This is a genomic window from Acidobacteriota bacterium (genome assembly GCA_026707545.1).
In the GTDB taxonomy this organism is placed as follows: domain Bacteria; phylum Acidobacteriota; class Thermoanaerobaculia; order Multivoradales; family Multivoraceae; genus Multivorans.
On record JAPOWR010000001.1, the window covers coordinates 2,776,685 to 2,789,517 of the forward strand.

General features: G+C 67.3%; 13 protein-coding genes. 2 read left to right on the forward strand and 11 right to left on the reverse strand.

What is annotated here, in order from left to right:
• Window positions 1-37 precede the first annotated feature (37 nt).
• The 5 genes from nudC to OXG83_11070 form a co-directional block, all read right to left on the reverse strand.
• Window positions 38-970, reverse strand: coding sequence for an NAD(+) diphosphatase (nudC, locus tag OXG83_11050; protein ID MCY3965566.1), 933 nt, complete (start codon window positions 968-970; stop codon window positions 38-40).
• A gap of 21 nt (window positions 971-991) precedes the next feature.
• Entirely contained in the window at window positions 992-2,104 is a 1,113-nt protein-coding gene (locus OXG83_11055; GenBank protein MCY3965567.1) for a Glu/Leu/Phe/Val dehydrogenase, read from the reverse strand.
• A gap of 130 nt (window positions 2,105-2,234) precedes the next feature.
• On the reverse strand, window positions 2,235-2,801 hold the full coding sequence (locus OXG83_11060; GenBank protein ID MCY3965568.1) for a TlpA disulfide reductase family protein: 567 nt from the start codon (window positions 2,799-2,801) through the stop codon (window positions 2,235-2,237).
• Window positions 2,802-2,891: 90 nt separating this feature from the next.
• The gene (locus tag OXG83_11065; GenBank protein MCY3965569.1) at window positions 2,892-3,791 is read right to left on the reverse strand and encodes an MBL fold metallo-hydrolase; all 900 of its coding nucleotides are present in this window, start codon (window positions 3,789-3,791) and stop codon (window positions 2,892-2,894) included.
• 21 nt (window positions 3,792-3,812) lie between these two features.
• The gene (locus tag OXG83_11070) at window positions 3,813-5,183 is read right to left on the reverse strand and encodes a Gfo/Idh/MocA family oxidoreductase (protein ID MCY3965570.1); all 1,371 of its coding nucleotides are present in this window, start codon (window positions 5,181-5,183) and stop codon (window positions 3,813-3,815) included.
• 53 nt (window positions 5,184-5,236) lie between these two features.
• Between OXG83_11070 and OXG83_11075 the strand changes: the two genes are divergently transcribed.
• Window positions 5,237-6,502, forward strand: coding sequence for an adenosine deaminase family protein (locus tag OXG83_11075; GenBank protein ID MCY3965571.1), 1,266 nt, complete (start codon window positions 5,237-5,239; stop codon window positions 6,500-6,502).
• 3 nt (window positions 6,503-6,505) lie between these two features.
• On the opposite strand, the gene OXG83_11080 is transcribed toward OXG83_11075, so the two are convergent.
• Genes OXG83_11080 through OXG83_11095 form a run of 4 tightly spaced genes read right to left on the reverse strand, consistent with a single transcriptional unit; the run spans window position 6,506 to window position 9,822 of the window.
• Window positions 6,506-6,796 (reverse strand): DUF2277 domain-containing protein, encoded by a 291-nt coding sequence (locus OXG83_11080; GenBank protein ID MCY3965572.1) that lies wholly within the window; start codon window positions 6,794-6,796, stop codon window positions 6,506-6,508.
• Window positions 6,797-6,807: 11 nt separating this feature from the next.
• Complete coding sequence (locus OXG83_11085; GenBank protein MCY3965573.1) at window positions 6,808-7,443, reverse strand: MT-A70 family methyltransferase; 636 nt, start codon at window positions 7,441-7,443, stop codon at window positions 6,808-6,810.
• Between the two features lie 23 nt (window positions 7,444-7,466).
• Entirely contained in the window at window positions 7,467-9,170 is a 1,704-nt protein-coding gene (locus OXG83_11090; GenBank protein MCY3965574.1) for a M1 family metallopeptidase, read from the reverse strand.
• 40 nt (window positions 9,171-9,210) lie between these two features.
• Window positions 9,211-9,822 (reverse strand): aquaporin family protein, encoded by a 612-nt coding sequence (locus OXG83_11095; GenBank protein MCY3965575.1) that lies wholly within the window; start codon window positions 9,820-9,822, stop codon window positions 9,211-9,213.
• A gap of 153 nt (window positions 9,823-9,975) precedes the next feature.
• On the opposite strand from OXG83_11095, the gene OXG83_11100 reads away from it, so the two are divergent.
• Window positions 9,976-11,085, forward strand: a complete 1,110-nt coding sequence (locus OXG83_11100) for an S-(hydroxymethyl)glutathione dehydrogenase/class III alcohol dehydrogenase (protein ID MCY3965576.1) — start codon at window positions 9,976-9,978, stop codon at window positions 11,083-11,085.
• A gap of 43 nt (window positions 11,086-11,128) precedes the next feature.
• Here OXG83_11100 and infC read toward each other — a convergent pair whose 3' ends face one another.
• Entirely contained in the window at window positions 11,129-11,656 is a 528-nt protein-coding gene (infC, locus tag OXG83_11105) for a translation initiation factor IF-3 (GenBank protein MCY3965577.1), read from the reverse strand.
• 191 nt (window positions 11,657-11,847) lie between these two features.
• Window positions 11,848-12,720: a Ku protein gene (locus tag OXG83_11110; GenBank protein MCY3965578.1), complete on the reverse strand. Its 873-nt coding sequence runs from the start codon at window positions 12,718-12,720 to the stop codon at window positions 11,848-11,850.
• Window positions 12,721-12,833: the final 113 nt, after the last annotated feature.

Genomic DNA, 12,833 nt, shown 5'->3' on the forward strand with positions numbered 1-12,833 from the left:
AGGCCGGCGGGGACGCCGGCGCACCCAGTGGGGGCCGTCAGTCTTCGGCGCGGAGCCAGTCGTCGATCAGGCGGCGGGCGATCGAGAACGGCGGCGGCAGGCGGACTTCGCGGGCGCGGAGCGCGTACTCCAGTTCGGAGCGGGTCGCCCACACAGCCTGTTCCAGTTCCTCGGTGTCGACCTGTACGTCACCGCCTGGCGAGGTCGCGTAGAAGCCGAGCATGATCGAGGTCGGGAACGGCCAAGGCTGGGAGGAGTGGTAGCGGACCGTGTCGACCGCGATGCCGGTCTCCTCCCGGACCTCGCGCGCGACGGCGCTCTCCAGGCTCTCGCCGGGCTCGACGAAGCCCGCAAGCGCCGAGAACATGCCCGGCGGCCAGGAGGCCTGCCGGCCCAGCAGGCAGGATCCGCCGTCGCCGGCCTCCGTGTGGACCAGCATGATGACCGCGGGATCCGTGCGCGGGAAGTGCTCGATGCCGCACGCCGTGCAGACGCGCAGGTGGCCGGCGTTGCGGCTCTCGGTCGCGGCGCCGCACTGGCCGCAGAAGCGGTGCCGGCGATGCCAGGTGGCCATGGCCCGCGCATAGGCGAGCAGGTTGGCGCCACGGCCGCTCATCGCCGCGCCGACCTGCCGCAGCTCGACGAAGCGGCCGGCGCCCCTGAGCGGGCCGGCGAGCGGATCCTCCCGGTCGGAGAGGTCGACCGAGAAGTAGGCGACGCCCTCCGCTTCGCCGAGAAACACGACGTCCTCCGCCCCGTCGACCAGTCCGGACGCCTCGACGGTCGCCACCGTGCCGGGCACCGGCCCGCGGTCTCCGGTGTGAGCGTCGAAGACCAGGCTGCGCTCGCGCCAGACCGCGGTCAACTGGCTGCTCGGATCCGCCAGTCTCCGGGCCAGCCAGTCGGCGTCGCCGCGCCGCTCCGAACGCCGGTTGACCGCCGGTTCGGCAAGCGCGTTGTGAGACCTCATTCGCCGCAGGCTACCGCGTGGTCAGTCGGCGCGGCGATAGGCCATCGCCTCCGAGACACGGCGCTGGGCGATGCTCATCGCCGCCTCGCGCAAGAGGCAGTCCTCGGCCCGGGCCAGTTCCAGCACTTCCCCTGTGTTCTGGCGTACCGTGTCCTCGATTCTCTCGAATGCCTGCCGCTCAGAGCCGCCCGCGTACTCGACCGCGCCGCAGATGATGCCGCCGGCGTTGGCCACGAAGTCGGGAATCGAGAGGACGCCGCGGTCGTGAAGAATCCGCTCGCCCGCCGGCGTCACCGGGATGTTCGCGCCCTGGAGCACTACCTTGCAGCCGACCCGGCCGGCGTTGCGGCTGTCGATCACGTCGGGGCGCGCGGCCGGCACGAAGAAGTCGACTTCCAGGTCCAGGAAGGCGTCGCCCTCGATACGGCTGCCGCGCGGGTACGCGGTGACGCCGCCGGTCGCGTCCATCGTCGCCACGAGTTCGTCGATGTCGATGCCGGCGGGGTCGTGGATCGTGCCGTCGAGATCGGTGACCGACACGACGCGCGCGCCCCTTTCGGCCAGGAACCGGGCCGCCGGCCGCCCGACGTTGCCGAAGCCCTGAATGGAGACGGTGGCGCCTTCGAGCGCGACGATGCCCGCCTCCTCGGCCACCTCGGCGGCGATGGCGAGGCCGAAACCGGTCGACCCCGACTCGTCGAGCGGGATCCCGCCCAGAGATCTGGACAGGCCAACGGACTGCCCCCCCTCGTCCCGGATCCAGGCCATCGCGGTCTCGTTCGTGCCCATGTCGGGGGCGGGGATGTAGTCCGTCAACTGCCGGATCGCCCGGCCGAACTGCCGGATCAGGGCCTCACGGTTCGCCGTCCGCGGATTCGCCCGGATACCCGCCTTGCCGCCGCCGTGACGCAGGCGCGCCATGGCGTTCTTCCAGGTCATGGCCCGCGCCAGCCGGCACACCTCCTCGACGGTCACGTCCGGCGCCATCCGGATGCCGCCCATCGTGGGTCCGGCGGCGCTGTTGTCGATCACAACGATCCCCTCCAGGCCGCAGCGGGGCTCGTAGACGGTGACGACCTTCTCGGGACCGTAGTCGTCGGTGAAGTCGAAGTGTTCGAAGGCAGATCCAGACATCACAACTCCTTATCAGGCAACCACTCGGCGACAACCGCCAAGCGGAGAACAAGAGAGACCGTCGGCTGCTTCCCAGGCCGCCGGCACATGAAGCCCCGGTCGAGACCGGAGTGAGGGCGGTATCCGCCGGTCAGGATCCCCCGCCGGCCTCCAGCAACTCGAGAACCGCCTCTTCGAACTCCGAGTAGAGCATCCGCCCCAAGTGGATGTTGTTCAGCTCGCCACTGCGGTCGAAGAACATCGTCGTCGGCAGCGCACCGGGCCACTCTGGATCGAACGAGGTAACGAAGTCGACCGAGTTGTCGCCGGCCGTGGCCAGATAGGAGACGAGACCCGGCGCCCGCTTGGCGAAGAACGGTCGCACGCGATCCTCGAGCTTTTCCGGATCGTCCATCGAGACGGCGAGCACCAAGAGACCGCGGTCGTCATAGCGTTCCTGCAGAAGGTCTAGCTCAGGTAACTCCTGGAGGCAGGGGATGCACCAGGTTGCCCAGTAGTTGACGACGACCACCTTGCCGCGGTGGTGTTCCAGGACCGCGCGGAACTGCTCGGCCGTCGCCGGGTGAATCGTGTCCGGCTCGAGCAGATGCTCGACCGAAGCCGCCTCCTCGGCGACCAACGGCGACGCGGCGGCAAACGAAGCGGCAGACAGAACCAGAGCCGGGACGAGAGTCTCGGCCAGTGTCTTCAGGGACAATCGAAACCTCCTGTTCCAGCGGCAATCGACTCCGAACGAGTCGGCCGACGCCCGATCCGCAGTATAGACCTGTCGCCGGCGTAGCCCCCATCAAACCGCAGCGTACATCTCGCCGCAGCGCTCAACCCGGCCGGCACGCTCGAGACGGTCGAGGTGGAGTTCCATGCTGCGCCGTTCGGCCTTGGGAATCCCGGCCCCCTCATCATGCGGCCGGTACACGAAGCGGTGAGCGACGATGTCATCCATCTTCCGTGGCTCCCCCAAGTACCGCAGCAGCCGTCCCTCGCGGTCGGCGATCCGATCAACGTACCGGTCCAGGCGAGCGAGAAACGCCTCGCGATCGTCGAGCAGGCCGATGTGGTGGCCGGTGACGTAGTGCGCCGCCTCGATATCGCGCACCCGTTCCAGCGAGTGTTCGAATTCTCCGAGATCAGACCAGGCGTCCCCGTAGTACGGCCCGAAGCCGGTCAGGTCGATGTCACCCAGGAACAGTACGCCGTCGGGCTCGATCATGAGGGCACAGTGACCCCGGGTATGGCCGGGCGTGTGAATCACCCGAACCGAGACGCCGCCGCCGAGATCGAACAGATCGCCGTTCCGGAACGGCACGGCGTCCGGCCGGGGCTCGTAGCAGAACGTCGTCCGCAGGTACCGGCCGTACTCCTCGCGGCGTTCCGGTTCGACCCCGAAGATGTCGAGGAAGCCGTCGAAGTCGAGCAGACCGGACAGATCCTCCTCGTGGACGTGGACCGGGGCGTCCCTGAAGAGCGGCAGAGCCGCGGTGTGGTCCTCGTGGCAGTGGCTGAGCAGCACGAGGTCGACACGGGGCAGACCACCCCGGCCCCGCGCCCGAACGCCGAGCGATGGATCGATCAGCGCCGTCGACTCGGCCCCCTCCACGACCAGGGCGTTGTTGTCGGGGTACTTGCCGCCGCCTTCGCCGAACAGGATGGTCGTGGCGCCGAGCCGGCGATCTTCGAGCCTGGTCACCTGGCTTGGCTCGGCGACGAATCAGCCCGCCGACGCTTCGGCAGCCGTCACCTGCGGAAACTGCCAGCCGTTGTGGTACTCGGCACGCAGCAGCGCGTTCGCCTCCTCATCGCCCTTGACGCGACCCGCCGCGTGATCCCAGTACACCCGCCGTCCGGTCCGGAACGCGATGTTCCCCAGGTGCGCGTTGACCGCGACCAGGGCGCCCACGTCCGCGTTACACCGCGGTTGCCTGCGGGTCTTCATGCAGTCGATGAAGTCCTGCGTGTGCTGGTCCAGCCCCCGCTGGTCAGGAGCCGCGGCCCGTCTCTCGATCGCCGGCGTCTTCTCGTAGCGCTCGCCGTCCTTGCGGCCGGTCTCGGCCAACACCTCCCAACCGCCGCGATCGACGACCAGGGTGCCGTTGTTGCCGGTGAAGGAGACGCCGTGTCCGCGCTGGTGCGGCCCCAGGCTGATGCCCAGGCTGTGCTCCCAGGTCATCGTGAAGTCGTCGTACTCGTAGATCGCCTGCTGGGTGTCCGGGGTCTCCATCGCGCTGCCCGGATAGCCGAACGGTCCGCCCAGGGACATGACCGACTTCGGCGCCGTCGCCTTCATGCCCATCAGCACGATGTCGATCAGGTGGACGCCCCAATCGGTCATCAGGCCGCCCGCATAGTCCCAGTACCAGCGGAAGTCCCAGTGGAAGCGGTGCTTGTTGAAGGGCCGTTTCCTTGCCGGTCCCAGCCACATGTCGTAGTCGACGCCCGCGGGCGGATCCGAGTCGGGTACCGGCATCGGCGCCGCCCAACCCATGTAGGCCCATGTCTTGGCGCTACGGATCTGGCCGAGCTCACCGGACCAGAGGTACTCCATCGCGTCCTGCCAGTGCTTGCCCGAGCGCTGCCACTGGCCGACCTGGACCACCCGACCATGCGCCTTGGCGGCCTGCTGCATGACCCGGACCTCCTCGATCGAGTTCGCCATCGGCTTCTCGACGTAGACGTCCTTCCCCGCTTCGCAGGCGTCCACCATGATCCGGCAGTGCCAGTGGTCGGGGGTGCCGATGATGACGGCGTCGATCTCGTCGTCCTCGAGCAACTTGCGGTAGTCGCCGTAGCTGTCCGGCTTGCTACCGGTCAAACCCTCGAAGGACTCGATGCGCTCGGCTAGAACGTTGCCGTCGACATCGCAGAGCGCGGCGCACTCGACGCCGTCGATGTCGAGCATGGAACGCATGTTGCTAGATCCCATGCCCCGGCAGCCGATCACGCCGACCCGGATGCGGTCGCTGGCGGCCACCGCCCTGCCTCGAACCGGGGCCGCGAACGCCGCGCCCATGTTGCCGAGGCCGGCTGCCGCCGCTCCAAGACCGCCCATGCCATAGAGAAAGGAACGTCTGGTCGTACTCATCGTCTCGCTCCTGACCGAAGTCGCCAATCCTCCGGGTGCCTGTACACTGCGCTATGCAGAGCGCGCATCATAACGACCTGAACGCCCCAGTCCCGTCCGCCGATCTGATCGGCAGGCTTCCGAAGACCGACCTTCACGTTCACCTGGACGGTTCGCTCCGGCTCGACACACTGATCGAACTGGCGCGGGACGCACGGCTCGAGCTTCCCTCGCAGACGCCAGAGGGCCTCCTGGAACTCGTCTTCAAGGAGCGCTACGACGACCTGGAGGACTACCTGCGGGCCTTCTCCTACACGTCGCCGGCGCTCTGCAGCGAGGAGGCGCTGGAGCGGGCGGCCTACGAACTCGGGGCCGACAATTTGGCCGAGGGCGTCTGCTACGTCGAGGTCCGCCTGGCGCCCCAACTTCATACCGGGCCGGACTTGGACATCGCCGGGGTCCTGGAGGCCGTCGACCGCGGCCTCGCCCGGGTCCAGCGTGAACACGAGGCAACGGAGAGCGTCAGAAGCGGCGCCGAGCCGCCCTTCCGCTACGGCATCATCGCCTGCGCGCTGCGCATGTTCGGACCCGCACACAGTCCCTACTACCGTGGCCTGTACTCGGCCCTGAACGGCTGGACCAGGCCGGAGATTCACGCCGCCGCTTCGCTCTCGCTGGCCCGCTCCGTGGTCGAGGCCCGCGACCGGCTCGGGCTACCGGTGGTGGCCTTCGATCTCGCAGGCGCCGAAGCCGGCAACCCGGCAGCCGTGCATCGGGACGCATTCCTCTTCGCCCAGCAGAACTTCCTGATGAAGACGATCCACGCCGGCGAGGCCTACGGTCCCGAGAGCATCTTCCAGGCGATCACCCTGCTGCAGGCGGACCGGATCGGGCACGGGACCCACCTCTACGCCGCGGACCGGCTCCGCCGCGACAACCCGAACTCGGCGGCGGCGAAGGATCCCGAGCGCTACATCAGCAGCCTGGCCCAGTACATCAGCGATCGCCGCATCACGCTCGAGGTCTGCATCACCTCGAACCTGCAGAGCATTCAGCGACTTCAGAAGTTCTCCGACCACCCGTTCGGACGGATGATGGAAGACCGGCTCTCGGTCACTCTCTGCACCGACAACCGGCTCATGTCGCGAACCTCCGTGACCAAGGAGATCGCCTCCGCCTGCGAGGCCTTCAACCTGACCCACGAAGACCTGCGCAACGTGATCATCTACGGCTTCAAGCGCAGCTTCTACCCCGGCAGCTACCTCGAAAAGCGCGCCTACGTCCGCCGCGTGATCGATCACTACAACGAGGTGATGGCGGCGGAGGCGGCGAAGAACTGACTTTTAGCCGGAAGCCGAGGCCGCCATCTTCGCCTGTCGCCGGCGCCAGCGCTCCCGCGCCTTCTCCGCTTCCGCCTCCCGGTTGCGCGCCGGCGCGGTCGTCGTGAGTTCCCCGAGGAGCACGGCGGTCGCCTCGGCGACGGCGTCCACTGCCTGCTCGAAGGCGGCTTCGTTCGCGCGCGACGGCCTGGTCGAACCACTGACCTTGCGCACGTACTGGAGGGCCGCGGCGCGTACTTCGTCTTCGCTCGCGGGCGGCTCGAAGTTGTAGAGAACGCGGATGTTCCTGCACATGGTCGTCTCCCTCAGCGGGCGCGAACGCCGGCATTCCGGTAGGTGGGCCAGTCCGGCGCGTAGTCCGTGCTCTGATCGCCCCAGGCGGTCCAGAGTTCCGAGTGCCGCCCCCGGGCGAACAGCTCCAGGTACGGCCCCGGGCTACACGCTTCGATGATGTCGTAGAGCTCGTCCGGCTTGCGGGAGTGCTCACGCTTGCGCGAACGGATGATGTTGACCTGACGCCTGCCCGGCGGAAGGGTCCGCAGCCTGCCTCGCACTCCGAACAGGACGAGTTCGGTCGTGTTGCGGAAGTAGAAGCCGACTCCCCGGCCATCCGGACCACCGTCCTTGCGGACCTTGTGCCAGACCAGGTTCGTCTTGTAGGTGAAGCCCCAGCGCCGCATCACGTCGAGACCTTCCCGGAGGAGGGCATTCGGCACCCAAAGGTAGAGATGGGCGTGCTCGGCGCAGGCGTCCGCGACCGGAATCGCTTCGATCTCCGCCCGCTTCAGGGTTGGATACCGGCTCAGACGGCGATGCTCCGGCGCCACCTTGCCCGTTCGATTCACGAACTGCCAAGGCGGATCGGCCAGAACAGTGCCGAAGACGCTGCAGGCATGAGCCTCTTCGAAGTCGGAGGCCGCGGAGTGTTCGGTCGCGGGCATGGCCCGACCGATGGTAGCGCCGACTATCGCTCCTCCAACGCGTACCGCAGGAGGAGCCAGCCGTCCGGGTCGATCCGGAGGCGCTCGAGCCGGGCCGGCACGGGCAGCGATGCGGCGGTGCGTTCGCCTTCGACGTCGACGCGGCCGTGAACGGCGCGGCCGTCCTCCAGCACCGCCTCCACTTCCAGCGGCAACCGGTAGATCGTCGGTCCCGTCTGACGCACCCCGACCTCTATCGTCGATTCCGCGGCGTCGAACTCCCATTCGATCTGGAGCTCCGGCACGCCGGGCCGGCGGAGCCACTGGTCGAAGAACCAGTCGAGCTTCCGCCCCGAAACCTCCTCCATCACCGCCGCGAAGTCGGCGGTCGAGGCATTGCGGTCCCGGAAGCGTTCGTAGTAGGTCCGCATTCCCTTCCAGAACGCACCGTCGCCGACTTCACCGCGGAGCATGTGCAACACCCAGGCCGCCTTCTGGTACACGTTCGGGCTGAGCAGGCGCCGCGGATCGGGCACCGACTCCGGCACGATCACCGAGTCCGGCGCCTCCTCGACGTAACTCAGGACCCTCGTCCGGTTGCGGTCCATCTGCTCCAGGAAGCGCTCGCGGCCGTACGTCCACTCCAGGTAGCAGGCGGTCAGGTAGGTCGCGAAGCCCTCGCTGAGCCAGACGTGGGGCCAGTCGCTCTCGGTGACGGAATCGCCGAACCACTGGTGGGCGATCTCGTGCGCGATCAGGGTCTCGATGCCGCCTTCGCGGTCGACCGCATCCTCGTCGTAGAAGACGTTGCCGGCGTTCTCCAGACCGCCCCAGCGGGTCGTCGTCTGCACGTTGCCAAGCTTGACGTACGGGTAGTCGCCCAGCCGACGCTCGAACGTCCCCAGCACTCGCGCCGCCGGCGCGAAGGCCCTCAGCCCGGCTTCACGGTCCTGGGGATAGACCCAGATCTCGACGGGCACACCGTTGACCTCGGCTTGCCGGTGGCGAGCGAAGCGTGCGACGCCAACCGCCATCACCTTGGTCGCCACCGGCGCCCGGCTCCGCCACTCGGTCCGGCGCAGACCGCCGCCGAGATCGACGGCCTCGATGAAACCACCGGTGGCGATGACCTGGTAGTGCGAAGGCGCTGTCACCACGAACGCCACGGTCGCCTTGTCGGACGGGTGATCGACCACCGGCAGCCAGTGATGGGCCCGGTTCGGCCAGTTGTCGGCAAAGAAGGTGCGCTCGCCGTGCCGGTTCCGGCCGATCGTGAAACCGTCGGCCGGGACGCCGCGGTACCGAACCTCGATGCGGTGTCGTTCACCGACCGCAGCTTCGCGGTCCAGGCTGACGAGGAGCCGGTCGTCCTGCTGCCGGAAACGAAGAGCCCGGCCAGGCTGAGGCGTTTCCGCAGCCGGGTCGGCGACCCTCGCCGAGGAAACGACCATGACACCGGCCGACCGCCCCTCACCCGCCTTCCCGTCCGCTTCCAGGCTGCTGCCTTCCACCAGATCATCGAGATCGAATGCGACCTCGGTGACCCCTCGCAGGATGCGAAAGGCGATCGTCGCCTTGGCTTCGATCTCGTCGGTCTGATCGGAAAGCTCGAGTTCGAAGCGGTAGTCCAGGACGTCGATCGCCGCTCCAGGCCGTTGCGCCAGCGTGGGCGCGGCGAGAGCCGCGGCCAGAAGGAGCGGCAGCGCCAGACGCACCGCAACGTGCCCCGGCCGGCCGGCCGAGGTCACGTGCGGTTTCAGACGCCGGCGTGCGCCGGCGTCAGGAGTCTCAGTCGTTGAGGAACTTGTAGACGACCGCCGCCTCGGCGCCGCCAACGAGCGGTCCGACTCCGTACAACGCCAGCGTGTTGGCGTCGAAGCCGCCACCCGTGATCGCCTCCATGACCTGGGGACCGATACCGACTGCGGGGTTGATGGCACCACCGGATACACCGCCGGCAGCGTACACGGCCGCCGAAAGCGTAAAGCCGATGACCAGCCCGTTGGCCGGGTTGCCCTCCGATCGCGAGGACATCATGTTCAGCACAACCGTGACGAGAGCGAAGGTGAGCAGCGCCTCGGCAACCATGCCGTGCATGAGCGGATGCTCCGTCGGCATCGGCGCCGTGCTTCCGCCGACCAGGTAGCTATGGACGAGCCAACCAAGACAGGCGCCGACAAGCTGGGCCACCATGTACTGAACCATGTCGGCCACACCAAGCTTGCCGCGCATCCACGCAGCCAAGCTCACGGCCGGGTTGAAATGAGCACCGGACAGGTGTCCGCCGCTGTAGGTCATCACCGCCAGCATCAACCCGACGGCGATGGCGGCGTTGCCGGTTAGGGCCACAGCCATCATCAGGAACATCGTGCCGATGCACTCCATGAGCAGCTTGCGCATGTGTCTCCCTCCCTAGGTTCTACTTCAGATCTCTTCCTCCTCGTTTACGCCTTGCCGGCGACCAACCCGGCCGCGCTTCAACGTAGATGGTAGCGTCCGAACATCCGGTCAGAACATTGAGTTTTCTTGCTTTTTCTGAGGAGCCGACCAACGATGAAGTCGAGAGCCGCAGTCGCCCGTGAAGCGGGCAAACCACTGGAGATCGAAGAGGTCGATGTCGAGGGGCCGAAGGCGGGAGAGGTCCTCGTCCGGGTCGTCGCCACCGGCGTCTGCCACACCGACGCCTACACGCTTTCCGGGGCCGATCCGGAGGGACTGTTTCCCGCGATCCTCGGCCACGAGGGCGGTGCGATCGTCGAGGAAGTCGGCCCGGGCGTCACCTCGGTTCAGCCCGGCGACCACGTGATCCCGCTCTACACGGCGGAATGCCGCGAGTGCAAGTTCTGCGCGTCGGGAAAGACGAACCTGTGCCAGGCCATCCGCGCCACCCAGGGTCAGGGCATGATGCCGGACGGCACGTCCCGGTTCCAGAGCGGCGGCAACTCGCTCTACCACTACATGGGCACGTCGACCTTCTCCGAGTACTCGGTGATCGCCGAGATCTCGACGGCAAAGGTGAACAAGGCGGCGCCGCTCGACAAGGTCTGCCTGCTCGGCTGCGGCATCACGACCGGCATCGGCGCCGTGCTCAACACGGCCAGGGTGGAGCCCGGGTCGACCGTCGCGGTCTTCGGTCTCGGCGGCATCGGCCTGTCGGTGATCCAGGGCGCGGTGATGGCGAAGGCGGGCCGGATCATCGCGGTCGACATCAATCCGGCCAAGTTCGACTTCGCCCGATCCCTCGGCGCGACCGACTTCGTGAACCCGACCGACTACGACGACCCGATCCAGCAAGTCATCGTCGATCTGACCGACGGCGGCGTCGACTACTCCTTCGAGTGCATCGGCAACGTCGAGGTCATGCGCTCCGCCCTGGAGTGCTGCCACAAGGGCTGGGGCGAATCGGTGATCATCGGCGTCGCCGGCTCAGGCCAGGAGATCGCGACGCGCCCCTTCCAGCTCGTGACGGGTCGCGTCTGGCGCGGCACCGCCTTCGGCGGCGTCCGCGGCCGCACCGACCTCCCGGGGATGGTCGACCAGTACATGGCCGGAGAGATCGAGATCGACAGCATGATCACCCACACGATGGGCCTCGACGAGATCAACGAGGCCTTCGACCTCATGCACGAGGGCAAGAGCATCCGCTCGGTGGTGCACTACTAGGGTCGGGTCGCCGTCCCGCGGCCAACCCGAGTCGGGTTCGGTCTCAGTCCTCCTGCGCGACCGGATTCAGGACCATCGTCATCTGACGGCCCTCCAGGCCGGATCGCGTCTCGACCTCGCCCACACCCTCGATCGCGCTACTGACCTTGTCCAGAATGGCCGCGCCGAGTTCAGGCCGGCGGAGTTGCCGGTAGCGGAAGAAGATCGTCACCTTGACCTTCTTGCCCTCGCGCAGGAAGCGCAGCGCCCGGTCCGTCTTGATCTGGTAGTCGTGCGGGTCGATCGTGGGCCGGTACTTGACCTCCTTCAGGTCGATCGTCGCCGCCTTCTTCCGCGACTCCCGCTTCTTCTTCTCGCGCTCGAACTTGACCTTGCCCCAATCGAGGATGCGCACGACGGGCGGGTCCGCGTTGGGTCCCACCTCCACAAGATCGAGCCGCGCGTCCTGAGCGCGCGTCTTGGCCTGTTCCAAGGCGACGACACCGATCTGGGTGCCGTCCTGGTCGATGAGCCGCACCGGGCTCCTCCGGATCCGGTGGTTGATGCGCGGCTCTCTAGATGGGGGTGCGATCTTGGGGACTCCTGTGCGTTGACTGGTCGGTTCCGCTTCGGGCGGTCGAGATTCGCCCGCGACGAGTGAGACGAAGCGCTACCTTAGCCGCTCTCAGCCCGCCTGTGGGCGTGGATCCAGTGGATTGAACAGACGCGCTGGTGCCAGCGCCAACGCCCTCGTCGGGAGGGCCTCACTGACCGCGCCTTGTGTCAACCAACGGCGGCCCTGCGCGCCGGTTCGGCCTTGGCTCGACGTGCGTCCTTCCTGGACTTGCGGTCGGCCGCGCCGTCGCCTTCCTCGACATCGCCGTTCTTCGAGAGGCTCGCCTTGAGCGCCTCCATCAGGTCGATGATCTGCGCCTGGGGCGCCTCCGTCTCATCCTCTGCGACTTCGCGCCCGTCGATCTTGTTCTGGATGGCCTCCCACAGCCGCTTGCGCACTTCGTCGGTGTACTGGTAGGGCTGGAACTCGTCGTTGGCGATCTGCTCGATCAACTGCACCGCGAGTTCGAGCTCTCCCGGCTTGAGTTCCGTCTCGTCGCCCAGCGGGACCTCGTCGAAGGACTTCAGTTCGTCCTCGTACTTCAGCTGTTGCATCAGCAGTCCCGAAGCAAACGGGCGGAGCATCACGAGGTACTGCTTGCCGCGCGCGGCGTGCTTGGCCAGCGCCGAGCGCCCCGTCGTCCGCATCGCCTCGCTGAGCAGGCGATAGGCGCGCTCGCCGCCCTTCTCGGGACCCAGGTAGTACGACTTCTCGAAGTAGATCGGCTCGACTTCAGCCAGCGGCACGAACTCCGTGATCTCGATCGCCGGCGAGGCCTTCTCCTGGAGTTCCTTGATCTCCTCGTTGCTGAAGGTGACGTACTGCCCCTTGCCGAACTCGTAACCCTTGATCGTCTCCTTCCGCTCCACGAGGGCACCGGTACGAGGGTTGACCAACTGCTGCTTGACCCGCGTGTTGTCCGTCGGGTCCAGCATGTTGAAGCGGACGCCGCCTGAGGTCTCGGACGTCGAGTACAGCCTGACGGGAATGGAAACCAGGCCAAACGAGACGGTGCCGGTGCCGACGGAACGAGCAGGCATAGGCCGCAAATCATAGCACCGAAACCGGTTCGGCGGTTTCTCCGCAAGCTCTGTTGACGCCGAGGGCCGGGAGTTTCCATCCGCGTGCCGGGCTGCTTCTGGGAGAATGCGCA

Excerpts from the sequence above, each read along its gene's own strand:
- nudC (MCY3965566.1), bottom strand. The coding sequence starts at position 970 with ATGAGGTCTCACAACGCGCTTGCCGAACCGGCGGTCAACCGGCGTTCG.
- OXG83_11055 (MCY3965567.1), bottom strand. The coding sequence starts at position 2,104 with ATGTCTGGATCTGCCTTCGAACACTTCGACTTCACCGACGACTACGGT.
- OXG83_11070 (MCY3965570.1), bottom strand. The coding sequence starts at position 5,183 with ATGAGTACGACCAGACGTTCCTTTCTCTATGGCATGGGCGGTCTTGGA.
- OXG83_11075 (MCY3965571.1), top strand. The coding sequence starts at position 5,237 with ATGCAGAGCGCGCATCATAACGACCTGAACGCCCCAGTCCCGTCCGCC.
- OXG83_11080 (MCY3965572.1), bottom strand. The coding sequence starts at position 6,796 with ATGTGCAGGAACATCCGCGTTCTCTACAACTTCGAGCCGCCCGCGAGC.
- OXG83_11085 (MCY3965573.1), bottom strand. The coding sequence starts at position 7,443 with ATGCCCGCGACCGAACACTCCGCGGCCTCCGACTTCGAAGAGGCTCAT.
- OXG83_11095 (MCY3965575.1), bottom strand. The coding sequence starts at position 9,822 with ATGCGCAAGCTGCTCATGGAGTGCATCGGCACGATGTTCCTGATGATG.
- OXG83_11100 (MCY3965576.1), top strand. The coding sequence starts at position 9,976 with ATGAAGTCGAGAGCCGCAGTCGCCCGTGAAGCGGGCAAACCACTGGAG.
- OXG83_11110 (MCY3965578.1), bottom strand. The coding sequence starts at position 12,720 with ATGCCTGCTCGTTCCGTCGGCACCGGCACCGTCTCGTTTGGCCTGGTT.